The 26,691-nt window shown below is 36.3% G+C and carries 23 protein-coding genes; all 23 read left to right on the forward strand.

Translation table 11 applies throughout. The annotated features are described in order from the left end of the window. Positions 1 to 38 precede the first annotated feature (38 nt). The 23 genes from LQE94_RS03670 to minD all read left to right on the forward strand — a co-directional run bounded on the left by LQE94_RS03670 (position 39) and on the right by minD (position 26,685). Complete coding sequence (locus LQE94_RS03670; protein ID WP_240577042.1) at positions 39 to 2,090, forward strand: HelD family protein; 2,052 nt, start codon at positions 39 to 41, stop codon at positions 2,088 to 2,090. Positions 2,091 to 2,164: 74 nt separating this feature from the next. Beyond that, on the forward strand, positions 2,165 to 2,449 hold the full coding sequence (locus LQE94_RS03675; protein WP_117989002.1) for a YabP/YqfC family sporulation protein: 285 nt from the start codon (positions 2,165 to 2,167) through the stop codon (positions 2,447 to 2,449). A gap of 11 nt (positions 2,450 to 2,460) precedes the next feature. Beyond that, positions 2,461 to 3,693 carry a sporulation protein YqfD gene (locus LQE94_RS03680; protein ID WP_240577043.1) on the forward strand — a complete coding sequence of 411 codons (1,233 nt, stop codon included), beginning with the start codon at positions 2,461 to 2,463 and terminating at the stop codon, positions 3,691 to 3,693. Beyond that, positions 3,690 to 4,688, forward strand: a complete 999-nt coding sequence (locus LQE94_RS03685) for a PhoH family protein (protein ID WP_240577044.1) — start codon at positions 3,690 to 3,692, stop codon at positions 4,686 to 4,688. The genes LQE94_RS03680 and LQE94_RS03685 overlap by 4 nt, the downstream gene beginning before the upstream one ends. Beyond that, a complete protein-coding gene (gene ybeY, locus LQE94_RS03690) occupies positions 4,685 to 5,179 on the forward strand; it encodes an rRNA maturation RNase YbeY (RefSeq protein ID WP_118723675.1) in 495 nt (164 codons plus the stop codon). The genes LQE94_RS03685 and ybeY overlap by 4 nt, the downstream gene beginning before the upstream one ends. A 15-nt stretch (positions 5,180 to 5,194) precedes the next feature. Beyond that, entirely contained in the window at positions 5,195 to 6,880 is a 1,686-nt protein-coding gene (locus LQE94_RS03695) for a putative polysaccharide biosynthesis protein (RefSeq protein ID WP_022076078.1), read from the forward strand. 57 nt (positions 6,881 to 6,937) lie between these two features. Then, entirely contained in the window at positions 6,938 to 7,309 is a 372-nt protein-coding gene (locus LQE94_RS03700; RefSeq protein ID WP_022076077.1) for a hypothetical protein, read from the forward strand. A gap of 102 nt (positions 7,310 to 7,411) precedes the next feature. Then, positions 7,412 to 7,633: a DUF896 domain-containing protein gene (locus tag LQE94_RS03705; RefSeq protein WP_022076076.1), complete on the forward strand. Its 222-nt coding sequence runs from the start codon at positions 7,412 to 7,414 to the stop codon at positions 7,631 to 7,633. 16 nt (positions 7,634 to 7,649) lie between these two features. Then, positions 7,650 to 7,832: a DUF4250 domain-containing protein gene (locus LQE94_RS03710; protein WP_022076075.1), complete on the forward strand. Its 183-nt coding sequence runs from the start codon at positions 7,650 to 7,652 to the stop codon at positions 7,830 to 7,832. Between the two features lie 137 nt (positions 7,833 to 7,969). Further along, positions 7,970 to 9,439 (forward strand): tRNA (N6-isopentenyl adenosine(37)-C2)-methylthiotransferase MiaB, encoded by a 1,470-nt coding sequence (miaB, locus tag LQE94_RS03715; RefSeq protein WP_118723673.1) that lies wholly within the window; start codon positions 7,970 to 7,972, stop codon positions 9,437 to 9,439. Between the two features lie 77 nt (positions 9,440 to 9,516). Then, positions 9,517 to 9,933 carry a putative ABC transporter permease gene (locus LQE94_RS03720; RefSeq protein WP_186864910.1) on the forward strand — a complete coding sequence of 139 codons (417 nt, stop codon included), beginning with the start codon at positions 9,517 to 9,519 and terminating at the stop codon, positions 9,931 to 9,933. 75 nt (positions 9,934 to 10,008) lie between these two features. Next, positions 10,009 to 12,660 carry a DNA mismatch repair protein MutS gene (mutS, locus tag LQE94_RS03725; RefSeq protein WP_442920068.1) on the forward strand — a complete coding sequence of 884 codons (2,652 nt, stop codon included), beginning with the start codon at positions 10,009 to 10,011 and terminating at the stop codon, positions 12,658 to 12,660. A 12-nt stretch (positions 12,661 to 12,672) separates the two neighbouring features. Next, the gene (mutL, locus tag LQE94_RS03730) at positions 12,673 to 14,670 is read left to right on the forward strand and encodes a DNA mismatch repair endonuclease MutL (protein ID WP_240577045.1); all 1,998 of its coding nucleotides are present in this window, start codon (positions 12,673 to 12,675) and stop codon (positions 14,668 to 14,670) included. 1 nt (position 14,671) lies between these two features. Continuing rightward, positions 14,672 to 15,634: a tRNA (adenosine(37)-N6)-dimethylallyltransferase MiaA gene (gene miaA, locus LQE94_RS03735; protein WP_186864912.1), complete on the forward strand. Its 963-nt coding sequence runs from the start codon at positions 14,672 to 14,674 to the stop codon at positions 15,632 to 15,634. Next, a complete protein-coding gene (locus LQE94_RS03740) occupies positions 15,615 to 16,919 on the forward strand; it encodes a methionine gamma-lyase family protein (protein WP_118736965.1) in 1,305 nt (434 codons plus the stop codon). The genes miaA and LQE94_RS03740 overlap by 20 nt, the downstream gene beginning before the upstream one ends. A 15-nt stretch (positions 16,920 to 16,934) precedes the next feature. Continuing rightward, the gene (locus LQE94_RS03745) at positions 16,935 to 18,164 is read left to right on the forward strand and encodes an NAD(P)/FAD-dependent oxidoreductase (RefSeq protein WP_240577046.1); all 1,230 of its coding nucleotides are present in this window, start codon (positions 16,935 to 16,937) and stop codon (positions 18,162 to 18,164) included. Next, positions 18,151 to 19,758, forward strand: coding sequence for an NAD(P)/FAD-dependent oxidoreductase (locus LQE94_RS03750; protein ID WP_240577047.1), 1,608 nt, complete (start codon positions 18,151 to 18,153; stop codon positions 19,756 to 19,758). Before LQE94_RS03745 ends, LQE94_RS03750 begins: the two co-directional genes overlap by 14 nt. Before the next feature lie 111 nt (positions 19,759 to 19,869). Continuing rightward, positions 19,870 to 20,556 (forward strand): RadC family protein, encoded by a 687-nt coding sequence (gene radC / locus LQE94_RS03755; RefSeq protein ID WP_118723666.1) that lies wholly within the window; start codon positions 19,870 to 19,872, stop codon positions 20,554 to 20,556. Between the two features lie 25 nt (positions 20,557 to 20,581). Beyond that, positions 20,582 to 21,601 carry a rod shape-determining protein gene (locus tag LQE94_RS03760; protein WP_186864916.1) on the forward strand — a complete coding sequence of 340 codons (1,020 nt, stop codon included), beginning with the start codon at positions 20,582 to 20,584 and terminating at the stop codon, positions 21,599 to 21,601. 2 nt (positions 21,602 to 21,603) lie between these two features. Beyond that, positions 21,604 to 22,464 (forward strand): rod shape-determining protein MreC, encoded by an 861-nt coding sequence (gene mreC / locus LQE94_RS03765; protein ID WP_118723665.1) that lies wholly within the window; start codon positions 21,604 to 21,606, stop codon positions 22,462 to 22,464. 13 nt (positions 22,465 to 22,477) lie between these two features. Then, positions 22,478 to 23,011 carry a rod shape-determining protein MreD gene (mreD, locus tag LQE94_RS03770; RefSeq protein WP_118723664.1) on the forward strand — a complete coding sequence of 178 codons (534 nt, stop codon included), beginning with the start codon at positions 22,478 to 22,480 and terminating at the stop codon, positions 23,009 to 23,011. Then, entirely contained in the window at positions 23,004 to 25,865 is a 2,862-nt protein-coding gene (locus LQE94_RS03775) for a penicillin-binding transpeptidase domain-containing protein (protein ID WP_240577048.1), read from the forward strand. Before mreD ends, LQE94_RS03775 begins: the two co-directional genes overlap by 8 nt. Positions 25,866 to 25,893: 28 nt before the next feature. Beyond that, positions 25,894 to 26,685 carry a septum site-determining protein MinD gene (gene minD / locus LQE94_RS03780; protein ID WP_118736960.1) on the forward strand — a complete coding sequence of 264 codons (792 nt, stop codon included), beginning with the start codon at positions 25,894 to 25,896 and terminating at the stop codon, positions 26,683 to 26,685. Positions 26,686 to 26,691 lie beyond the last annotated feature (6 nt).

Consider the following 26,691-nt stretch of genomic DNA (forward strand, 5'->3'; position numbering starts at 1 on the left):
AGATAAAAAATATAAGCAAAAGAAGAGGATTTTAAAACATGCAAGAAGCAACACAAGATATACAGGAAGAAGGCATGGCATTCTTAGAAACTGTCACAGAAAAATTGAAACAGAAATTGGCACAGCTTTATGAAACTCTTTTGGACGGACAAAAAGAGATAGATCAGATGCAAGAATATTTCTGGGATAATTATACAGAGATGGATGAATATGGTTATGAGTATTATGATAACCAACAGGCGTTACTGCAACAGGTAAATGCAAATCAGAATACATTGTCAATGAAACATCGACTTGAGTCTTTGTTAGATTCACCTTTTTTCGGACGTGTTGATTTTCTGTATGATGGAGATGAAGAACCCGAATCATTTTATATTGGCATTGCAAATTTTGCAGAAGACACTGGAAGGCAGCCTCTTATTTATGACTGGAGAGCACCGGTAAGCAGTTTATTTTATGATTATGATAAAGGCAATGCTTCTTATGAAGCACCGGCTGGAATAATTACAGGTGAAATTACAGCAAAAGGACAATATAAAATAAAAAAAGGTAAAATTATATATGCTTTTGAAAGTGATATGTTGATAGATGATGAAATTTTAAAACAAGAATTAGGAAGCAATGGCGATGTTCAATTAAAAAGCATTATTAGAACAATACAAAAAGAGCAAAATGAGATTATCAGGAACACCAAGGATCAAATATTGATCATTCAGGGGGCAGCGGGAAGTGGAAAAACATCTATTGCTTTACACAGAATTGCTTATCTGCTATATCATGACCGTAAAAATTTAAAATCATCAAACATTTTAATTTTATCTCCCAATAGTGTGTTTTCTGATTATATTTCACATATTCTTCCAGAACTTGGTGAAGAGAATATTCAGGAAATGAGTTTTGATATTTTTGCTTATAAAGAATTAAAAGAATTTGTCTATGATTGCGAAGATCGCTATCATCAATTGGAACGGCAGTTACATGATTGTCCATCAAGTGAGATTCATCGTTACAGATACAAACAGTCTTTTGATTTTATTGGACAGATGGAAGGTTTTCTTGCTGTATTAGAAGATCGTTTGATTGATTTTCATGATATTGAATGGCGTGGATACCATAAGTCAGAAGAAGATTTAATCCAATTATTTTATTTCAAATTTCAAGACACTCCGATTTTGGTAAGAATGGATGCAATTAAAGAATATTTTATTGATGAGATTGAAACCAGTATGGGACGTGATCTTAAGGAAGATGAACACATTTATTTTGATGAACTTTTTGATAAAATGTATCAGACAAAAGATTTGTATATTATTTATAATTGGTTTTTAGAAGATATAGATTCTCCAGTGTTACCAAAAGTGTCGTATGAACGTCGCATACTGAAATATGAAGATGTATATCCGATGCTCTATTTAAAATATCGACTCTATGGAAAGAAACAGCATAACCGTATTAAACATGTGGTGATTGATGAAATGCAGGATTATTCTTATTTACAGTATACAATTTTACAAACAATGTTTGATTGCAAGATGACGATACTTGGAGATAAGGCACAATCTATGGATGAACAAACACAAGATGTTCTTGCTTTCCTGCCGAAAATATTTGGAAAACAAGTTCGGAAAATTGTTATGAATAAGAGTTATCGAAATACAGTTGAAATTGCAAAGTATGCAGCAGGACTGACAGGTATTTGTGATTTGGAATTGTTTGACCGTCATGGAAAAGAAGTAGTAGAAAAAACTTTTTCATCAGTAGAATCAGTAATTTCTGAAATTTTGAAAAATATTAATTTGGATAAATATGAAACAGCAGCGGTTTTAGTCAGAACAGAGAAGGAAGCTTTTGAATTATATAGTTTATTAAAAAGAAAAGATGAAAATGTCTCTTATATGGATCGAGATACATCTGTTTTTCAGAAAGGGCTGACGATTACCACATACTACCTTGCAAAAGGATTAGAGTTTGATCAAGTTTTCACTGTTCGTTCGGATATTGAAACAAATATGTCAAAACAGGCAGATTATATTTGTGCGACAAGAGCGTTACATGAGTTATATATGTATACCTTGGAAAATAATAAATAAAAAATCTTTGTTCATTCATAGAAAAGAAAGTTCTCTCATAGATTTTTTATAAAAAAGAATACGTGATCGTGTATATGAGAGCAAAGCAGAAGCAAGATCAGTTAAAGAATAAGATTACTTCTGTTACAGGAATGCCCGATGAGGTTATTTTAGGAGCATCGGTTATAAATATACTTGGATATCATAAGTTATATATAGAAAACTATCGTGGAATCCTTGAATATACTTCTTGCCTGATACGTATTCAGACAAAACAGGCACAAATACGTGTTGTTGGAAAGAAATTAAAAATAGAATATTATACAAATTTAGAAATGAAAATCACAGGAGATATTTGTTCGATAGAATTTTGTAAATAAGGAGTTTTCTATTGATACATTCAATCATCCAATATCTTCACGGGTATTTGATTTTATGCGTGGAAGGAGATTCGGCAGAGCGCTTTTTGAATTTATGTTCATATCATAAAATATATATATGGAATGTAACCATTCATGACAATGTTTATGAATTACAAATAAGAATCAAAGATTTTCGAAAAATCCGCCCGATTGCCCGGAAAACGCATACACATGTAAAAATAAAAAATCGTTTTGGCTTTCCGTTCTTTATATATTCTCATAAAGTAAGGGCTTTCTTTCTTGTTGGAATTATTTTTTGTATCTGTTTGTTAAAAGAATGCTCCGCCAGAATATGGGATGTGCATTTTAGCGGAAATCAAGAACTGACTGCAGAATCACTAATGGATTTTTTGCAGACAATTTCTATATATCCTGGAATGCGTAAAGAAAAAATAGATTGTTTTCAGGTAAATAAAGTACTTCGTGAACAATATCCTGAGATTGTATGGGTGTCTACTTCGCTAGATGGAAGTATTCTTCAAATTAAAATCAAAGAAAATGAAATGCGAAGAAATAACGTACCTTCATTGGAAGACGCAGAAGGGATAGATTTGATTGCAACTTGTGATGGAGTTATAACACAAATTATAACAAGAAAAGGAATCCCCCTTGTACATGTCGGAGATCAAGTAAAAAAAGGAGATATCCTGGTATCTGGAAGATTGGAAATCAAGAATGATTCCCAGGAAATTATCCGTTATCAATATGAACATTCTGATGCGGATGTTTTTGCAGATACAATAAAAGTATATACGGATAAAATTTCAAGGAAGTATAAGCAAAAACAGTATAATAAAAAAGAACAACGATTTACTATCTTTTTTAGGATAAAATCCTGGTCTATTGAAATTGGAAGCCTGAGAAATTCCTTTTCGAATGTTGAAAAGGAATCAGTGGAATATCAGATTCAATTTGGTGAAAATTTTAAATTGCCGATTTATTATGGATATGCGAAGGCTAAGGGGTATCATTTTATACCCAAAAATTATTCAAAAGAAGAATTAAAAACAAAATTGAATTTGAATTTTGAACAATTTCTCCAAAAATTGGAAGAAAAGGGTATTCAAATAACAGGGAAAAGTGTTAATATACATTTATATGACGTTTTTGCATCGGCAGATGGAACATTATATTTAAATCAGACAATTACACAACCTGTCGAGACAGAAATGATGGAAATTGAAAGGAACGAACCGGAATGAGCTTATCGGAATTAAATATTGATATCCCGGCTGAACACGAAAAAAACGTGTTCGGCCAGTTTGATGTATTTGCGAAAAAAATAGAACGTACATTTCATGTAACATTGATCTCACGAGATGGCATAATTAAAATTCTTGGTGAACAGTCACTGGCGCAGAAAGCATATCGTGTACTTAGCCAGCTTACAGAATTATCCCGCAGAGGAAATACGATCACAGAACAAAATGTAAATTATGCAATTTCACTTGTGTTTGAGGGCCAGGAAGAAGAAATTGTAGAAATAGATAAAGATTTAATTTGTCATACATTACAAGGAAAACCAATCAAACCAAAGACACTTGGTCAGAAAAAATATGTAGATGCGATACGGAATGGAATGATCACTTTCGGATTAGGACCGGCAGGAACGGGAAAAACGTATTTAGCAATGGCAATGGCAATCACTGCATTTAAAAATAATGAGGTGAGTCGAATTATTTTAACAAGACCTGCTATTGAAGCAGGAGAAAAGCTTGGATTCCTTCCAGGTGATCTGCAGAGCAAGATCGATCCATATCTCCGACCGTTATATGATGCATTATATCAGATTATGGGAGCGGAGAGCTTTATTAAAAATCAGGAAAAGGGATTGATTGAAGTGGCCCCTCTCGCATATATGAGAGGACGTACTTTGGATAATGCGTTTATCATTCTGGATGAAGCACAAAATACAACACCTGCCCAGATGAAGATGTTTCTTACGCGAATCGGGTTTGGTTCCAAGGTTGTTATTACCGGAGATTCTTCGCAGAAGGATTTACCGGCAGGAAGTGTGTCTGGATTAGATGTTGCGGTAAAGGTAGTCAAAGATATTGAAGATATCAGCATTTGTACTTTGACAAGTAAGGATGTTGTGCGCCATCCACTTGTACAACGTATTGTAAAAGCGTATGAAGCATACGAAAACAAAAGTACTCGTTTAGGGAAAACAAATGCAAAAAGGAGAAAATCATGAGTTTATATATAGAAGATGAGAGCAATATTACACTTCCGATTGAGGTGGAATCAATTGCAAATCTTGTGGTAGAAGCAGCATTGGATTATATCCAGTGTCCGTTTGAAGCAGAAGTAAATCTGTTGCTGACAGATGATGAAGCAATTCATGAAATGAATCAGGAATTTAGACAGGTAGACCGCTCTACAGATGTATTGTCTTTTCCAATGTTAGAATATGCAAATCCGGGTGATTTTTCGGAAATTGAAGAACAAGAAGATGCATTCAACCCAGAGACCGGAGAATTGATGCTTGGAGATATTGTGATTTCAAAAGAACATGTTCTTGCACAGGCAGAAGCTTATGCACATTCTCCAAAGCGGGAGTTTGCTTTTCTTATTGCACATAGTATGCTTCATCTATTTGGGTTCGATCACATGGAAGAGGAAGAACGTATGATAATGGAAGCAAAGCAGCGGGAAATTATGGAAAAAGTACAAATATTACGCTAACTGACGGAGGGGATGATGACGGATTTACAAAGTAATAAAAAAACAAAGAAAAAAGATGATTTTTTGATGCAGGGAGCAATATTGGCAGTTGCAATGTTCCTTACAAAAATCATCGGAGTTGTATATAGAATTCCATTGACAAATATCCTGGGAGACGAAGGAAACGGATTCTACGGTTATGCATTTGAGGTTTATGCGATGGCATTGATGCTTTCAACATTTAGTCTTCCTGTTGCAGTTTCAAAGTTAGTTTCAGCAAGACTTGCAATGCATCAGAAACGAAATGCGTTTCGAGTGTTTCTTGGAGCGTTGGCATTTTCAATTGTCGTAGGACTGGTTATCTCACTTTTAATCTTTTTTGGAGCAGGGGCAATTTCTACGCATATGATGGAATCTCCGCTCAGTGTATATGCACTTCGAGTATTGGCTGTAGGTCTTTTTATTGTTGCTGTTCTTGGTGTTCTTCGAGGCTATTTTCAGGGACTTGGCACTATGGTTCCAACTGCAATTTCGCAGATCATTGAGCAGATTATCAATGCAATCGTAAGTATTGCAGGGGCAAAAGTACTGTTTGATGTTGGGGCAGCAGCAGGTAAAAAATCAGGGGAAGAATTACTTGGTCCGGCATATGGAGCTGCCGGTGGAACTCTTGGAACAGTAGTGGGTGCATTTGCGGCGTTATTATTCTTGCTTTTTGCAATTTTCTTATATCGAAATAATATTCGTAGACAGTTAAAAAGTGATACTACTCGTAGAAAAGAAAGTTATAAGCGTATAATTAAAATCCTGTTAATTACAATTGCACCGATTATTTTCAGTACCGCAATTTATAATATCAATCAGATTTTAGATCTGACAATATTCAATAAGGTTATGGCAGCACAAGGCTTTACGGAGAAAGAGTATATGGCTTTACAGGGAATTTATACTGGAAAGTATAATACATTGATTAATGTGCCGCTTGCAATGGCAAATGGATTGGCGGCTTCAATTATTCCGAGTATGACAACAGCCGTTGCAGTGCATGACAAAAATCAGATTCATGAAAAAATCAGTCAATCGATTCGATTTACAATGATTATTGCAATCCCATGTTTTATTGGATTTATTGTACTTGGGTCTCCACTTATGGTCCTTTTGTATAATGATACAAGCAAAACACCGGCAACATTGCTCGCTGTTGGCTCGATTACGGTTGTTTTGTATTGCTGGTCAACTGTTTCAAACTCAATTTTACAAGGTCTTGATAAGTTATCTAAACCTGCTAAAAATGCAGGGATTTCATTGGTTATACATTTGATCGCATTATTTATTATGTTAGTTGTATTAAAATGGAATATCTATGCGTTAGTAGGAAGTAATATTGTTTTTGCAATTTGTATGTGCCTGCTTAATGCACGTGCAATTCATAAAGCATGTGATTATCGGCAGGAAATTGATAATACATTTGTCAAACCATTGATTGCAGCATTAATTATGGGTGCAGTTACGTATCTTGTACATTTCATTTTTGATCTTTTAATTGGAGGGCGTTTTACTGCAACATTTATTGCAATTTTATTTGCAGTGATTGTTTATGCACTTGCATTATTAAAACTCGGGACATTGTCAAATGATGACATCCGGGCATTGCCACAGGGAGATAAGATTTTACATATTTGTAAAAAATTCCATCTGCTTCCAAAATATAGAATGTTATAAATTTAACTGAATAAGAAATAAAAAGAAGCCAATACTATATAAAAAAGGAGAGATCCTATGAGAAAATATTTTATTGGCTTTTTTTCTATTATTTTAATAGTATTTAGTGTAATTACAGTAGGATATCAATTGACTTATAAGTATACGAATACAAAAGCTCAACAGAGTAAGGAACAGATGCTGACAGAACGTATTGAAAAATCAGGAAGCATCAGCACAAAAGGGGATGCAGTAAAAAATAACGGATATTATATTTCGTCCCTGCAAGGATATATTGTCGTATATTGTGATGACCATAAAACGGTATATGAAGTAACCGATATTCCGATAAATTCACTTCCTAAAGATATACAGGAAAAAGTAATGAATTCAATGTATATTGAAAGCGCAGAGGAGTTATATCAATTTTTAGAAAACTATTCAAGTTGAGAGTAGAGAATTTTGGCAGACGGGTAGACGAAATAAAAAAAATAGTGTAGTATAGTTATGTTTACGAGAAATTTACATGGAAAAGTAAAGTGAGGAATTACAATGGATGAGCGAAAGATAGCAAGAATTAATGAATTATATAGAAAATCAAAAGCAGAAGGACTGACAGAATCCGAGAAAAAAGAACAGAAACTTTTACGACAGGAGTATCTGGAAAGTATTCGCGGTAACCTGCGCAGCCAGTTAAATAATATCGATATCAAGGAAAAAGATGGAAGTATCATAAACCTTGGTGAAAAATACGGAAGAAAAATTGGAAATTAGGAAGGGTGTTTGAATTATGTTAAATGGACTTCCGGGGGATCCGGTTATGTTGTTAAGTGTCGTAAATACAAAATTACGAGATCAATATCACGACCTAAATGTATTGTGTGATGATATGAATGTTGCAAAAGAAGAGATAGAATCAAAATTAAATGCGATTGATTATTTCTATGATAGTAACCGTAATCAATTTGTTTAATGATAGGACAAAGGCAGGTTTGCGAAAAGTTATTTCGTAAGCCTGCCGTTTTATATATTAGAAAAGCAGTTGAAAAAAAACATTTTGTAACGTATAATATAATATCGTCTTAATATTGAAAGGAACATTGGAAAACGATGGAATATAATAACAATAAAGAAATAGAAAAAATATTAGAAGAGATTGATATAAGTGAAGAAGCACCAATTGAAGAGCCTATGCGCCAGTATTATTTTATCAAAAAAGGGAGAGCGTATGTTGCCGAGTTGAGCGAAAAATTAGATCGCCCTCTTTATGTCTGTGTAAACACTTTTGGTTGTCAGATGAACGCGAAAGACTCTGAAAAATTGCTTGGTATTCTTGAACAGATGGGTTATAAAGAAGAAACAGATGAAAATAAGGCAGATTTTGTTATTTATAATACCTGTACTGTTCGTGAAAATGCGAATCTGCGTGTTTATGGACGTCTTGGACAGCTTAACCGCATTAAAAAGAAGAACCCACATATGATGATTGGATTATGCGGATGCATGATGCAGGAACCGGAAGTTGTAGAAAAGTTAAAGAAGAGTTACAGATTTGTTGATCTGATTTTTGGAACTCATAATATTTATAAATTTGCAGAACTGATCGTAACATGCTTTGAATCAGAACGTATGGTGATCGATATCTGGAAGGATACGGATAAAATTGTTGAAGATTTGCCGACAGATCGTAAGTATTCATTCAAATCTGGTGTAAATATTATGTTTGGCTGTAATAATTTCTGCAGCTATTGTATTGTACCTTATGTGCGTGGACGAGAAAGAAGCCGTAATCCGAAAGATATTATTCGAGAGATAGAGAAGCTGGTTGCTGATGGAGTAGTAGAAGTCATGCTTCTTGGACAAAATGTAAATTCATACGGGAAAAATCTGGATGAGCCAATGACATTTGCTCAACTTTTACAGGAGATTGAAAAAATAGAAGGGCTTGAACGTATCCGTTTTATGACCTCCCATCCAAAGGATTTATCAGATGAACTGATTGAAGTAATGGCACATTCAAAAAAAATCTGTAAACACCTTCATTTACCGGTTCAATCAGGAAGTACAGATGTCTTAAAGAAGATGAATAGAAGGTATACAAAAGAACAGTATTTATTACTGGTAGAGAAAATCAAAAAGGCAATTCCGGATATTTCACTTACAACAGATATTATTGTTGGATTTCCGGGAGAGACAGAAGAAGATTTTCAGGAAACGTTAGATGTAGTACGTAAGGTGCGCTATGACAGTGCCTTTACATTCCAATATTCAAAGCGTACAGGAACTCCTGCTGCCGTACTTGAAGACCAGATTTCACCGGAGGTCATGAAAGATCGTTTTGATCGTCTGTTAAAAGAAGTCCAGACAATCTCAGCAGAAGTGTGCAGTGTACATAAAGGAACGATACAGCGTGTTCTTGTTGAAACCAAAAATGATCATGACGAGCATCTGGTGACAGGTCGTATGAGCAACAATCTGCTTGTTCATTTTCCGGGAGATGCTTCATTGATTGGAAAATTAGTTGATGTTGAACTCAAAGAATGTCATGGATTTTATTATATGGGAGAAATCGTTTCTTAAGAAAAAATTTTTCGGGCAATATTTTTACCAAAAACGTCCAAACTATGTAGCAAAACTATATAGGAGGACGTTTTTGCATGAAAAGATTAAAAGAATATACTGGATTGTGGGCTTTAGGCGGAATGTTATATTATGGAATAGAAGTAATTTTTCGAGGTTTTTCACATTGGTCTATGTTTGTGCTGGGAGGAATCTGCATGATGTTTTGTGGGCAGCAGGGAGTGTGGACAAAGTGGGAGGACCCATTGTGGATGCAGGTAGTAAGATGTTCAATCTTTGTTACAGCAGGAGAATTTATTACAGGAATTATTGTAAATAAATGGTTGAAGCTGAATGTATGGGATTATTCGGATCAGCCGTTTCATCTTCTTGGACAAATTTGTTTTGCATTCATTATTTTATTTTCCGGGTTATGCGTGATAGCGATTTATTTATCAGCGTATTTTTTACACTTTATTTGTGGTGAAAAAAAACCACATATCCATGTTTTATAAAAAGTCGAAAAATGCTATAATAAATTGGATTTCTTTTGAGATACATTAATTTGAATTGAAAGGATGGCGTAATAAGTGGCTGAAATGACACCGATGATGCAGCAATATATGGAGACAAAGTCTCAATATCCGGACTGCATTTTATTTTATAGATTAGGTGATTTCTATGAGATGTTTTTTGATGATGCATTGACTGCATCCAAAGAATTAGAAATCACATTGACAGGAAAGAATTGTGGGATGGAAGAACGTGCACCAATGTGTGGGGTTCCTTATCACGCAGTAGATGGACATTTGACAAAATTAGTATCTAAAGGATATAAAGTAGCAATCTGTGAGCAGGTTGAGGATCCAAAACAGGCAAAAGGTATTGTGAAGCGTGAAGTAGTGCGAATTGTAACACCTGGAACTATTTTGGATGCAGCCGCAATTGACGAGAGCAAGAATAATTATATTATGTGTATTGTATACATTGCGGATCGCTATGGATTGTCAGTTGCAGATGTAACTACCGGAGATTATTTTGTGACAGAACTGCCGGACGGACAAAAATTAAAAGATGAAATTTTTAAATTTATGCCGTCAGAAATTATTTGCAATGAATCATTCTATATGAGTGGAATGGATCTTGAAGATATGAAAAATCGACTTGGAATTACAATTTATTCATTGGAATCATGGTATTTTGATGATGAAATTTGTAAATCTAAATTAATGGAACATTTCAAGGTATCTTCGCTGCAAGGACTTGGACTTGCGGATTATGATTGTGGAGTGATCAGTGCGGGGGCACTGCTTCAATATTTATTGGAAACACAAAAAAATGATCTGTCCCATATGACACATATCACACCGTATACGACCGGAAAATATATGATGCTGGATAGTTCTACAAGACGGAATCTAGAGTTATGTGAAACTTTACGTGAGAAACAAAAAAGAGGCTCTTTATTATGGGTATTGGATAAAACCAAAACAGCTATGGGGGCTAGAACATTACGAAAATATATTGAACAACCGTTGATTGAGCGTACCGAAATAGAACGTCGTCTGGATGCTGTTACAGAATTAAAAGAAGAGGCTATTTCCAGAGAAGAGATCAGAGAGTATTTATCTCCTGTATATGACTTAGAAAGATTGATTACAAGAATTACGTATGGCTCAGCCAATCCACGAGATCTCACTGCTTTTTCAACATCATTGGAAATGCTGCCGGCTATCCATTATATATTAGAAGATATGAAATCCGACTTATTATGTGAGATTTGTAAAGAAATGGATACGCTGGAGGATTTATGCTCCCTTGTAAAATCAGCAATTGCACAAGAACCACCAATTGCTATGAAAGAAGGAAATATTATACGTGATGGCTACAGCGAGGAAGTAGATACGCTTCGTCGTGCAAAATCGGATGGAAAAACATGGCTTGCGAAACTGGAAGAGCAGGAACGTGAAAAGACAGGAATTAAAAACCTAAAGATTAAATATAACAAAGTGTTTGGATATTATTTGGAAGTAACAAATTCTTATAAAGAGCTTGTGCCGGAATATTATACCCGTAAACAGACACTGGCAAATTCGGAAAGATATATTACACCTGAATTAAAAGAACTGGAAGACACTATTTTAGGTGCAGAAGATAAACTTTATGCACTGGAATATGAATTATATTGTACTGTTCGAGATACGATTGCAGGAGAAGTTATCCGAATTCAGAAAACAGCGAAAGCCGTTGCAGCATTGGATGTGTTTACATCACTTGCACTTGTTGCAGAACGCAATAACTATATCCGCCCTACAATCAATGTTCAGGGAAAAATTGATATTAAAGATGGGCGACATCCAGTTGTAGAGCAGATGATTCCAAATGGCTCATTTATTTGCAATGATACCGTGCTGGATGATAAAAAGCAGAGGATTTCTATTATTACAGGTCCGAATATGGCTGGTAAATCTACATATATGAGACAAGTTGCCCTTATTGTGCTGATGGCACAGCTTGGCTCTTATGTGCCTGCTTCTAAAGCAAACATTGGACTTGTGGATCGTATTTTTACCAGAGTCGGAGCCTCAGATGATCTTGCATCAGGACAAAGTACATTTATGGTAGAGATGACGGAAGTAGCTAATATTTTACGAAATGCTACAAGTAAGAGTCTGCTTGTATTGGATGAAATCGGTCGAGGAACAAGTACATTTGACGGCCTTTCCATTGCATGGGCAGTTGTAGAATATATCAGTGATGCAAAATTACTTGGCGCGAAAACATTATTTGCAACACATTATCATGAGCTAACAGAGTTAGAAGGAAAAATCAACAATGTAAACAATTATTGTATCGCGGTGAAAGAAAAGGGTGATGATATCGTATTTTTGCGAAAGATTGTAAAAGGCGGAGCAGACAAGAGTTATGGTATTCAGGTAGCAAAACTGGCAGGAGTTCCGGATATTGTAATCAATCGAGCAAAAGAAATCGTAGAGGAACTGGCGGATGAAGATATTACTTCACGTGTCAGTGAAATTGCTTCCAGAGAGGCTGAAGCAAAGAAAAAAACAAAGTCTAAAAAATATGATGAAGTAGATATTGCACAGTTTTCTTTATTCGACACAGTAAAAGACGATGATGTTCTTGAAGAACTGAAAGCTATTGATGTAGGTAATCTGACTCCAATCGATGCCTTAAATACCATTTACAGACTTCAGAACAAATTAAAAAATCGCTGGTAAAAGGAGTATATAATGCAGCATATTCAAGTATTAGATCAGGTTACAATTGATAAAATTGCCGCTGGGGAAGTGATTGAACGACCGGCTTCTATTGTGAAAGAACTTGTAGAAAATGCGATTGATGCCGGAGCAACACATGTTACAATTGAGATCGAAGAAGGTGGAATCTCATTGATCCGTATTACCGATGACGGAAGTGGTATTATGAAAGAAGATATCCGCAATGCATTTTTGCGTCATTCTACAAGTAAGATCCGTAATGTGGAGGATTTGCTTCACATTACATCTCTTGGATTTAGAGGAGAGGCATTATCAAGCATTGCGGCAGTTACAAAGGTGGAAGTAATCACAAAAACAAAAGAGGCTATACTTGGAACAAGATATGTAATTGAAGGCGGACAAGAACTTTCATTAGATGAAGCCGGATCTTCTGACGGAACAACTTTTATAATAAGACAGTTATTCTATAATGTCCCTGCAAGACGCAAATTTTTAAAAACTGCAATGACAGAAGCGGGACATGTACAAGATTTGTTAATACGATTGGCATTATCTCATCCGGAAGTTGCATTTCGATTTTTAAATAATAATCAAGAGAAGCTTAGAACTTCCGGAAGTGGCAAATTAAAGGATGTGATCTATAATATTTATGGACGTGATGTTGCATCTAATTTACTGGAATTGGATTATCGACAAGGAGGCATTCATATTACCGGGTATCTTGGGAAACCTTTGATCACAAGAGGAAATCGTAATTTTGAGACATTTTTTGTGAACGGACGTTATGTAAAAAGTACGATGATCTCAAGAGCTGTTGAAGATGCGTATAAAGATTTCATGATGCAACATAAATTTCCATTTGTAGTATTGCATTTCCAGGTGGATACAGAAACAGTAGATGTAAATGTGCATCCGACAAAGATGGAACTTCGTTTTCAAAATCAACAAGAAGTATATAAAACCGTATTTGAAGCAATACATCGACAATTATTAGAACCGGAATTGATTCCACAGGTGGAAGTTCCAGAACCATTGACATCGCCTGTTCAGGAAAAAAAGAAGACTCCGTCACCGGATCTTAAACTTGTAAGACGAGCAATCCCATCCAATTCAAAGGAAGCTGCAGTTTCGATTGCGACAACACCGAGAGATTCTGCGGCACAGACAGTGCCAGAGCCGGTGAAAGAGGAACCTCATAACGAGGATTACTTTATCCGTAAAATGAGAGAGCGTGTTATGTCTTATCATAATCGGAATTCTTCAGCAGAGGTGAAAGATCAGAAAAAGATTTTCAGACCGGAAGAACAGAAAAAACGGATACAGACTTCGGTTCGTGAAGCTACAACATATAAGGTAAATGAGACACCGGTAGTCCAGAAACCAGAGCAGCTGAATTTATTTGAAGAAAAGTTATTAAAACGGGAGGTCCGGGCAGAGTATCGTCTGATTGGACAAGTATTTGATACCTACTGGCTTGTTCAATTTCAGGATAATCTTTATATTATAGACCAGCATGCCGCTCATGAACGTGTTTTATATGAACGGACTTTAAAAGAAATGAAAAACCGGGAGTTTACCTCACAGTATTTAAGTCCTCCGATCATACTGACACTTTCTATGCAGGAAGCAGAGCTGCTTAAGACACATAAGGAACGTTTTGAGCGCATAGGTTTTGAAATCGAGCCATTCGGGGGCGAGGAATATGCGATACGTGCGGTTCCTGCAAATTTATTTAGCATTGCAAAAAAAGAGCTTTTTATGGAAATGCTGGACAATCTGGCAGATGGTCTTAGCACCAATATGACACCGGATATCATTGATGAAAAAGTAGCATCTATGTCATGTAAAGCGGCTGTAAAAGGAAATAACCGATTATCAGCACAAGAAGTTGACGCATTAATCGGTGAACTATTAGAATTGGAGAATCCGTATCATTGTCCACATGGTCGTCCGACGATTATTGCAATGTCAAAAAAAGAATTGGAGAAAAAATTCAAGAGGATTGTATAATATGAAAAAACCTTTAGTTATTTTAACAGGACCAACAGCTGTTGGAAAAACAAAAGCATCTATCGGTCTTGCCAAAGCAATTGGCGGGGAAATTATTTCTGCTGATTCCATGCAGGTCTATAAGCAAATGGATATTGGTTCAGCAAAAATAAAGCCTTCGGAAATGGATGGAATTCCACATTATCTTGTAGATATCTTGGAGCCGGATGAAGAATTTCACGTTGTTCTTTTTCAACAGATGGCAAAACAGGCAATACAGAAAATCTATGAGAAAGGGAAAATACCAATCCTCGTAGGAGGAACTGGATTTTATATTCAGGCGGTTTTGTATGATATTGATTTCTCAGAAAATGAAAAAGATACGTCTTATCGAGAAGAACTGGAAAAACTGGCACAAACAAAAGGTGCAGAATATCTCCATGACCGTTTACGGGAAGTAGATGAAAAATCGGCACAGGACATTCACGCCAATAACGTAAAACGTGTCATTCGTGCACTAGAATATTTTCATCAAACCGGAGAAAAAATATCAGAGCATAATGAAGAACAACGAAAAAAAGTATCTCCATATAATTTCTCTTATTTTGTATTGAACGATGAGAGAGCACATTTATATGAGAAAATTAATCTTCGTGTGGATCAGATGATAAATGAAGGTCTGGTAAGAGAAGTACAGTCTTTAAAAGAAAAAGGTTATACAAGAGATATGGTTTCCATGCAAGGTCTTGGATATAAAGAAATGTTAGATTACTTAGATAATAAGTGCTCGTTGGAAGAGGCTGTTGAAATTATCAAGCGGGATACAAGACATTTTGCAAAGCGACAAATCACATGGTTTAAAAGAGAATCCGATGTTACGTGGATTGATAAAAAAGAATATGATTATAACGAAGAAAGAATTCTAAAAGCAATGCTTCAGGAATTGAAAGAAAGAGGAATTATAAATGAATACAATAATGGATGAAATGTATCAAAATTTAGGAATATCAAAAGTGGTGCTTGATGCCGGAAATAGAATCGAGCAAGAGTTGAAATCACGATTTGCAAATTTTGACAAGGTAGCAGAATATAATCAATTAAAGGTTCTTCATGCGATGCAAAAAAATCGTGTCAATGAAGGCTGCTTTCACTATGCAAGCGGATATGGATACAACGACCAGGGACGTGATACTTTAGAGCAGGTTTATGCTGACACGTTCCATACAGAAGCAGCATTGGTTCGTCCACAAATTACTTGTGGAACACATGCGCTTGCACTTGCACTATCCGCAAATTTACGTCCGGGAGACGAACTCCTCTCTCCGGTTGGAAAACCTTATGATACTTTGGAAGAGGTAATTGGAATTCGTCCATCAAAAGGTTCTCTTGCTGAATACGGAATTACATATCGTCAGGTTGAACTTTTGGAAGATGGTTATTTTGATTATCCTGCCATTGAGAAAGCAATCAACGAGAAAACAAAACTGATCACGATTCAACGTTCAAAAGGTTATCAGACACGTCCTAGTTATTCAGTAGAAAAAATCGGTGAATTGATTGCATTTGTAAAAAAGATAAAACCAGACGTAATTTGTATGGTTGATAACTGTTATGGGGAATTTGTCGAGACGATTGAACCAAGTGATGTTGGAGCAGATATGATAGTTGGTTCTTTGATCAAAAATCCGGGTGGTGGACTTGCGCCAATCGGTGGATATGTGGCAGGACGCAGTGATCTGATCGAAAACTGTGCGTATCGTCTTACTTCACCAGGACTTGGAAAAGAAGTTGGAGCATCGCTTGGTGTAATGCAGTCATTTTATCAAGGATTTTTCCTGGCACCAACCGTTGTAAGCAGTGCCATCAAAGGGGCTGTATTTGCTGCGAATATATATGAACGTCTTGGTTTTGGAGTGATTCCGAATGGTCAGGAATCCAGACATGATATTATTCAGGCTGTTGAATTAGGAACAGCTGATGGCGTGATCGCATTTTGCAAGGGAATCCAGGCCGCTGCACCAGTGGACAGTTTTGTAACACCGGTGCCATGGGCGATGCCTGGATATGACAGCGATGTGATTATGGCAGCAGGAGCATTTGTGCAAGGGTCTTCAATCGAATTAAGTGCGGATGGTCCTATTAAACCACCATATGCTGTATATTTTCAGGGCGGTCTTACATGGCCACATGCAAAGCTGGGAATTTTACAATCTTTGCAGCAACTTGTATCGACAGGTATTGTAACAGAAGAACAATTAAAAAATTTGTAGTCAGAGGATAGATTAATGAGACATGTCGCAGTAATCGGAGGTGGTGCAGCCGGAATGATGGCTGCAATCACTGCCGCACGTGAGGGAGTAAAGGTAACCATTCTGGAACATAAAGACCGAATTGGGAAAAAGATTTTATCAACCGGAAATGGGCGTTGTAATTTTACAAATACTTTTCAGACACCTGCATGTTATCGTTCAGATAACAGAGATTTTGCATGGAATATCATTCAAAAATTTAATGTAGAAAAAACAATTTCATTTTTTAAAGAACTTGGGATTTATCCAAAGGATAGAAATGGCTATTTATATCCGTATTCTGATCAGGCGGCTGCTATACTGGAGGTATTACAGATAGAAATCGCAAAATTAGATATTTGTGTCATGACAGAAATAAATGTTTTAGATATTCAACCGGTAAAAAGAGGAATTCGCGTTACTACCGATAAAAAAACAATCACTGTAGACAGTGTTATTCTTGCTTGTGGATCAAAGGCAGCACCGGTGACAGGATCAGATGGTTCAGGATATCAATTAGCAAAACTACTTGGTCATAGAATCGTTCCGGTGCTTCCGGCACTTGTTCAGCTTCGATGTGCAGAGAAATTTTATAAAAGTATTTCAGGGGTGAGGGTTCAAGGAACTGTTGAAATTTATGCGGATGACATTTCCCTTGCATCAGATACAGGGGAAATCCAGTTGACGAATTATGGTATTTCCGGCATTCCGGTATTTCAGGTAAGTCGTTATGCGGCAAAGGCCATATATCAAAAACAGTCAGTTACAGCTGTTTTGAATTTTATGCCGGATATGAATAAAGATGAATTTTTATCATTTTTACAAGAACGAATTACTTTGTGCCCACACAAAACACTAGATGAGTTTTTTACCGGAATATTCCCTAAAAAGCTTTGTGAACTGTGGATTCGGCTTTCATGGTTGCCAAAAGAAATGAGAGTGTCTGACCTGTCCGGGGAACAACTTGAAAAATTAGTACTGTTGATCCAGCATTTACGAACACATATTACAGAGACAAATGCATTCGAACAGGCACAGATCTGTTGTGGAGGTGTTGATACAACGGAGATTAATCCTGATACTTTGGAATCAAACTATGTTCCGGGAATTTATTTCGCAGGAGAACTTCTTGATGTGGATGGGATTTGTGGAGGATATAATTTACAATGGGCATGGTCAAGTGGATTTGTCGCAGGGAGGGAGGCAGCAGGAAATGCTTCGAATTAATCAGTTGAAATTAGCTCCTGATCACACAGAACAGGAGTTAAAAAAATTATTGCTTACGACATTGCATTTAAAAGAAGAGGAATTGTTAGAATATCATATTCATAAACGTTCTATTGATGCAAGAAAAAAGCCGACTATTTTTTATTCATATGCCATTGATTTTCAAGTAAAAAATGAAGAACGTATTTTAAAAAAAGCAAAGAATAAAGTTCAAAAAGTTTCTCAAAAATCATATGGATTTCCAAAAGCCGGAACAATGAAGTTACGACATCGTCCGATTATAGTCGGGGCTGGTCCGGCGGGGCTTTTCTGTGCGTACTCATTGGCATTGCAAGGATATCAACCAATCTTGGTTGAACGTGGGGCTCCGGTAGAAGAAAGAATGCAGGATGTAGAAAAATTCTGGAATACAGGCATTCTAAATCCAAAATCAAATGTCCAATTTGGTGAGGGCGGTGCAGGAACTTTTTCTGATGGGAAACTCAACACACTTGTCAAGGATAAATTTGGCAGAAATAATTTCGTTTTAGAAACATTTGTGAAGTTTGGAGCAGATCCAGCAATTCTTTATGAGCAAAAGCCTCATATCGGAACAGATGTATTGGCTTGCGTTGTTTCAAATATGCGTCGTGAAATCCTTTCACTTGGTGGTGAAGTACGCTTTCATGCACAGGTAACAGATTTTATTTTTAATGGGTCTGAAAAAAGTGACAGACACTTAAAACAAATCATAATAAATAATTCTGAAAAAATAGATTGTGATGCTTTGATCCTTGCGATTGGACATAGTGCAAGAGATACTTTTCAGGTTTTATACGATGAAGGGATTCCTATGCAGGCAAAATCATTTGCTGTAGGTGTTCGTATTGAACATCCGCAAAAAATGATTCAGGAAGCACAATATGGAAAAGAAATGGCAGATTTATTTCCGGCAGCAGCATATAAACTGACGACACAATTAGAAAACAAAAGAGGCGTTTATACATTTTGTATGTGTCCCGGAGGATATGTTGTGAATGCCTCATCAGAGGATGGGAAACTTGCAGTAAATGGAATGAGTTATCATGATCGTTTAGGAGAAAATGCCAATAGTGCGGTAATTGTGACAGTTACACCACAGGATTATAAATCCGATTCGCCACTTGCCGGAATAGCGTTCCAAAGAAATTTGGAAGAACGTGCATATCAAATTGGTCAGGGAAATATCCCAGTACAGTGCTATAAAGATTTTTGTGACAATATACCGACAGAAAAACTTGGTGATATACATCCACAGATGAAAGGGAATTATCGTTTAGCTAATGTCCGTGCTATTTTCCCGGATGAACTTGCCAAATCAATTGAACAGGGAATTTTAAATATGGATCATAAAATTCATGGGTTTGCAAGAGAAGATGCATTGTTGTCTGGTGTAGAGAGCAGAACATCATCACCGGTTAAAATTTTACGGGAAGAGTCTTTTGAGAGCACGTGTAAAGGCATTTATCCATGTGGAGAAGGTGCAGGATATGCAGGAGGCATTACTTCTGCAGCAATGGATGGAATGAAAGTAGCAGAGGCAATTATAAAAAAATATGAGCCGTTTTCATCATAAGACGTTACAAAATTTTCACAATTTTTAATTTGGTGAAACTATACATCATTATTTTTTTGTGCTAAAATGAGTCGGTGTATATTATAATTTGTATCATCGGTAGAAAATACCATGGAAAAAATTAAAGAATTAAACACAGAAGAGCGCCCTTATGAAAAGTGTGAAAGATTTGGAGCAAAACATTTAACAAATATTGAATTACTGGCAGTTTTGCTTCGAACCGGAACGAAAGGGGAAAATTCGCTTCAGCTTGCTAAAAAAATATTATATCCAGATTCATTTAAAGGTGGAATTTTAAATATCCATCGCTGGTCATATGAGCAGTTGATTCATATGAAGGGAATCGGGAGAGTAAAGGCAATACAAATTTTGTGTTTATCTGAATTGGCAAAACGTCTTTCAAAAGCTTCGGCAGAAGAAGAATTAAACTTTAATTCTCCTGAATCTATTGCCAGATATTACATGGAAGATTTGCGCCATGAGAAGCAGGAACATATGAAATTATTACTGCTTAATACCAAGACAAAATTAATCGGCGAGACAATTATTTCAAAAGGAACAGTCAATGCAGCTATTATTTCTCCAAGAGAATTATTTATAGAGGCATTGCAAAAAGGTGCCGTTTCTATTATATTGCTTCATAATCATCCAAGTGGAGATCCGACACCGAGCAAAGAGGATATTATCATTACAAAGCAGATACAGGAAGCAGGGGAGCTGCTAGGCGTGAATCTGTTGGATCATATCATTATTGGAAATAATTGTTACGTCAGTATGCGCGAGAAAAAACTTTTTTAATTTAAATTTAGGGGAAGGATAAATAATGGCCGGAAATATTTACGGACTGGATTTGGGCACTTACGAAATTAAAGTATATGATGAAAGAAAAGATGAAATCTGGAAAGAAAAAAGTGCAATTGCAACTAAAAATCAAACAGAGATATTTGCAGTGGGAGATGAAGCGTACGCTATGTACGAGAAGGCACCTCAAAATATTGAGGTACTATTTCCTATGCAGGGAGGCGTAATTGCTCGTTTTTGTGACATGCAGAATCTTTTAGAGAATCTTCTAAGAAAAAGACAATTTTTCGGAAGTGAATATGTGATTGCAATTCCAACTGATATAACAGAGGTTGAAAAAAGAGCTTTTTACGATTTAGTGTATCATTCTTCTGCACGAGCAAAGTCTGTTTCAGTTGTAGAGCGTGGAATCGCAGATGCAATAGGTTGTAAAATAGATGTATATCAGACAGGTGGAGTTATGATATTAAACATGGGTGGAGGAACGATGGAATTAAGTGTTCTTGCATATGGTGGTATTGTAATGAATCGTCTGTTAAAGTTTGGAGGAGAACAATTTGATCAGGAAATCATTAATTTAGTAAGACGAAACCGCGATTTTCTGATAGGAAGAAAAACTGCTGAGCAATTACGCAGGACATTTGGAATATTTAGCGAAGATACGAAATCTAAAATGCAGATTGCCGGAAGGAATTTAATCCTTGGACTTCCACAGCGTACAGATATCTCAATAGGGTTAGTCAGAGCCGCTCTCAAAGAACAGATGGATGATTGCGTTGATGCAATTCAGACAATGATACAACGAATCCCACCGGACGTTCTCAGAGAATTGAAAAAAAACGGAATTTATCTTACCGGTGGGATGGCAAATTTAAGAGGAATTGCAGAATATCTTGAAGAAAGCGTTGGCGTGCGCGTGTCTACAGTAGATTATCCGGAATTGTGCAGCATGAATGGATTAAGAGAGATTATTCAGGACAAAAAGAGATATGGACGCTTGACATATTCAATGTTAGACAAAGGGTATAGGTGGTTAGAATAATTATGAAGAAAACAAAAAAAAATTCTCATAAAAATCGATATTGGCTGTTTGGATTGGCCTTAGTATGTATTTTACTTATGGTGCTGTCTACATTTGCGGACAAAGTACGCGGACCTTTTAAAGTTATGGCGAATGTCACGGTGATTCCGATGCAACAAGGAATCAACCATATCGGTGGATGGCTTGGTGACATGAATGACAACTTTAAAACACTAAAAGAGGTTCAGACAGAGAACAAAAAACTAAAAGAACAGGTGAATGATCTCATTACAGAAAATAATAATCTGCAAGAAGATAAATACGAATTGGAACGTTTGCAGGCACTTTATAAACTTGATCAGAATTACGCTGAATACGAAAAAGTGGGAGCACATGTTATTGGAAAGGATTCCGGAAATTGGTTCAGTACATTTACAATAGATAAAGGAAGCAAGGATGGAATTGAGAAAAATATGAATGTAATTGCCGGAACCGGTCTTGTAGGTATTGTTACAGAAACAGGTCCGACATGGTCAAAGGTACGTGCGATAATAGATGATTCTAGCAACGTAAGTGCCATGGTTTTATCTACATCTGACCGATGCATTGTAGAAGGAGACCTTTCTTTAATGAGTGATGGTAAAATACGATTTGAACAGATGGAAAATAACGATAATACAATTAATGTAGGAGAACAGATTGTTACATCGTATATAAGCGACAAATACTTACAGGGAATTTTGATCGGATATGTAAGTGAAGTGAATGTAGATTCTAATAATCTGACTCGTTCCGGCTATATTACTCCGGCGGTTGATTTTAAAAATCTTCAAGAAGTTCTTGTAATTACAACAAAAAAATCATCTATTACAGAAAATAAGTAAAGGGGCAGGCAATATGAAAAAAAATAAAATCAAACGATTTATTGTAATGGTCGTCATTTTATTTATATCTTATCTTTTACAGTGTACAGTGTTTCAAAAACTAACACTTGCGTCCATAAAACCGAATCTGCTGCTAATTATAACAGCATCTATCGGGTTTATGCGTGGACCAAAAGAAGGCATGTTCCTTGGATTTTTCTCCGGATTATTGATTGATATTCAATTTGGTACAATGCTTGGATTTTACGCATTGATCTATCTTATTGTTGGATATATTAATGGAATGTTTCAGAAAATGTATTATGATGACAATATTAAGCTGCCACTTTGCCTGATTGCAGGAAGTGAACTTTTCTACGGTATTACAGTTTATTTATTTATGTTTATGTTGCGTAGTGAATTTAATTTCTTATATTATTTAAACCATATAATTATTCCGGAACTTATTTATACTATAGCCGTTACTATCGGCTTATATCCATTGATACTTTTTATAAACCATAAATTAGAAGCAGAAGAAAAAAGGAGTGCAAGTAAGTTTGTTTAAGCGATTCATAAAGCGTATAAAAGAAAAGGGACATCAGTTAGTAGAGTCCAGATTATTTATATTGATTCTGTTATTTATTATACTTTCTGCGGTTCTTATAGGTAGACTATTTTATCTTCAAATTGTAAAAGGCGAGTATTATCTCAGCAACTATAAACTCCAGATTCGAAAAACAAGAGAGATTGCAGGTACACGTGGAAACATCTATGACAGAAATGGAAATTTACTTGCATATAATGAACTTGCATATTCTGTTACACTGGAGGATGATATTCCATCTGACGAGAATCGAAATACGACATTAAACCAGACATTGGAAAATGTGATTAATATTGTTGAAGCACATGGAGATTCTGTTATCAGTGATTTTGGAATTGTTCTGGATTCAGCCGGAAACTATCAATTCTCAAAGACAGATGAAACTTCAAGACTTCGTTTTATAGCAGATGTCTATGGCAAAACATATGTAGATGACTTGACTGAAAAACAAAAGAATGCAACACCGGATGATTTAATGCACTATCTATGTACAGATGATATTTATGGATATGGTATTGATGATACGAGTGAGGATAAGGCTCACATACTAAAATTGGTAAATTTGCGTTATGCAATCAATTTGAACAGTTTTCAGAAGTATATTCCAACTGTTCTTGCTTCAGACGTCAGTGATGAGACTGCGGCAGCAATCATGGAAAATCTGGATATGTTAGAAGGCGTCAATATAGAAGAAGAATCATTACGTCGATATACTGACAGCAAATATTTTGCATCTATTATTGGGTATACAGGAAAAATATCACAGGATGAATATGATTCTTTGGATAAAAAATCAAAAAAGAAATATTCATTATCTGACATTGTTGGTAAATCAGGATTGGAGCAGACACTTGACCAGACATTACAGGGCGCAAAAGGAAGTAAAACTTTTTACGTGGACAGTGTGGGAAAAGTAACTGACGTTGTAAGTTACAAAGAACCAGGTGCAGGAAATGACGTTTATTTGACAATAGATAAGGACTTGCAAGAAGAAACATATCAGCTGCTTGAAGAAAAAATAGCGGGTATTGTATTGTCAAAACTTCGTAATGTTATGAATTATGATCCTAGTACAGTAGACGATTCCAAAGAAATCATTATTCCGGTAGATGATGCCTATAATGCTTTTATTGCAAATGAAATCATTGATGAAGCTCATTTCTCAGCAGCTAATGCAGGACAGACAGAACAGGAAGTATATGCTGTGTTTGCAGCGAAAAAAACGGCTGCTATTGAAAGTATTATAAATGAATTAAATGGTGGAACAGCATATAAAGATCTTCCGGACGAAATGAAAGCATATGAAGATTATATAGAACAAGTACTGCGAGATAAGTCAGGCATTCTTGTCGCAGATTCAATTGATACATCAGATGAAACATATCAGGCATGGGCAAAACAGGAAACAATCACATTAAATCAATATTTGAACTATGCGATTTCAAAAAACTGGGTTGATAGTTCAAAGCTTAGTAACTATATTTCCTCTGAAAAATATTCAGATGCATCTGAGGTGTATCAGGCAATTTTAAGATATTTACAAGATTATTTGAGTTCAGATATAAATTTCGACAAACTTCTCTATAAATATCTTATAAAATCAAGTGGAATCAGCGGAGCGCAGATTTGTGCAATTGTATATGAACAGGGAGTACTTCCTATGGATGAAGCTGCTTACAATGGTTTGCGTTCAGGAACAGTTGATTCGTATTCTTGGTTGTATAGCAAAATTCAAAATCTGGAGATTACTCCGGGCCAGTTGGCTCTAGAACCATGTACAGGTTCTGCGGTGGTGAGCGATCCCAATACCGGTGAAGTCCTGGCATGTGTATCTTATCCGGGCTATGATAACAATCGTCTGGCTAACACAATGGATTCAGCTTATTACAATCAGCTGGTAACCGGACTTTCCAGACCATTTTATAATAATGCAACTCAGGAAAAAACAGCACCGGGATCTACTTATAAGATGGTTTCTTCTATTGCAGGACTGACGGAAGGCGTAATAACCGGAAGCACATACTTAAATTGTTCCGGAATTTTTGACAAGGTAACACCAAGTCCGAAATGTTGGGCATATCCAAATGCACATGGAGATTTGACAATCGTCGATGCACTTAAAGTGTCATGTAATAACTTTTTCTATGAAGTCGGATATGAACTGGGAACAGATGCAGAAGGAAATTATGACAGTGATCTTGGAGTAGAAAAGCTTGCAAAATATGCAAAAGAATTTGGGCTTGGCGAAACAAGTGGATTGGAAATACCAGAGTCGGAACCGCAGATTTCGGACCAATATGCTGTACAGTCTGCAATTGGACAAGGTACAAATAACTATACAGTAAGTCAGTTGAATCGTTATGTTGCGACAGTGGCAAATCGAGGAACAGTATATAAGCTTACATTAATAGATAAAACAACAGATTCAAATGGAAAAATTATTAAAGAATATGAGCCAACTGTTGTAAATACCATGGATGAGATATCGTCTAATTCCTGGGATCTTGTACATCAAGGAATGATCAGTATGGTACAATATGATGCAACATTTAGCGGACTTGATTTTTCGATGGCTGGAAAAACAGGTACAGCACAGCAAAGTACCGTACATCCTGACCATGCACTATTTGTCGGATTTGCTCCGGCAGAAAAACCTGAAATTGCACTTGCTATTCGTATTGCGAATGGATATAGTTCTTCTTATGCGGCAGAAATCGGCAGAGATATTGTGCGTGCAAAATTTAACTTGACAGATAAGGCAGAACTGGTTACAGGACATGCTGCAGGTCTCGGAACAGCGATAGCGGGAGATTAAGAAATAAATTGCAGGAGGATTGACAAGAATGGGTGAGGTAATTGTCATTACATCAGGAAAAGGCGGTGTTGGTAAAACAACAACGACAGCAAATATCGGAATAGGGCTTGCATCAAAGGGCAAGAAGGTTGTAGTCATTGATACAGACTTAGGACTTCGGAATCTTGATGTTGTCATGGGATTGGAAAATCGTATTGTATATAATCTGGTAGATGTAATCTCAGGTGGATGTAGGATGAAGCAGGCATTGATCAAGGACAAGCGTTTTCCAGAGTTATATTTACTTCCTTCGGCACAGACAAAAGATAAGTCAGCGGTGTCACCGGAACAAATGCGAAAGCTGATCAGTGAATTAAAGATGGAATTTGATTACATTTTACTTGATTGTCCTGCAGGGATTGAACAAGGATTTAAAAATGCAATTGCGGGTGCTAACAGAGCAATTGTTGTAACCACCCCGGAAGTTTCCGCTATCCGTGATGCAGATCGTATTATAGGTCTTCTAGAAGCGAACGGAATTGCAAAAAAAGAGTTACTGATCAATAAGCTTCGCGTTGACATGGTACGAAGAGGCGATATGATGTCAGTCGAAGACGTGACAGAAATTCTGGCAATTCCGCTTCTAGGAGTAATTCCGGACGATGAGCAGGTTGTAATTGCAACAAATCAGGGGGAAGCTGTAATTGGGGAGTCCGGCGTTGCAGGGAAGGCATATAGTAATATTTGTCAGCGAATTTTAGGTGAAGAGATACAAATACCGGATTTTAACAGACCAGAAGGAATCCTTTCCCGTTTTAAACATATATTTGTAAAAAATTAGGAGGCT

The sequence above is a fragment of the Mediterraneibacter sp. NSJ-151 genome (genome assembly GCF_022487435.1).
GTDB classification, from domain to species: domain Bacteria; phylum Bacillota; class Clostridia; order Lachnospirales; family Lachnospiraceae; genus Schaedlerella; species Schaedlerella hominis.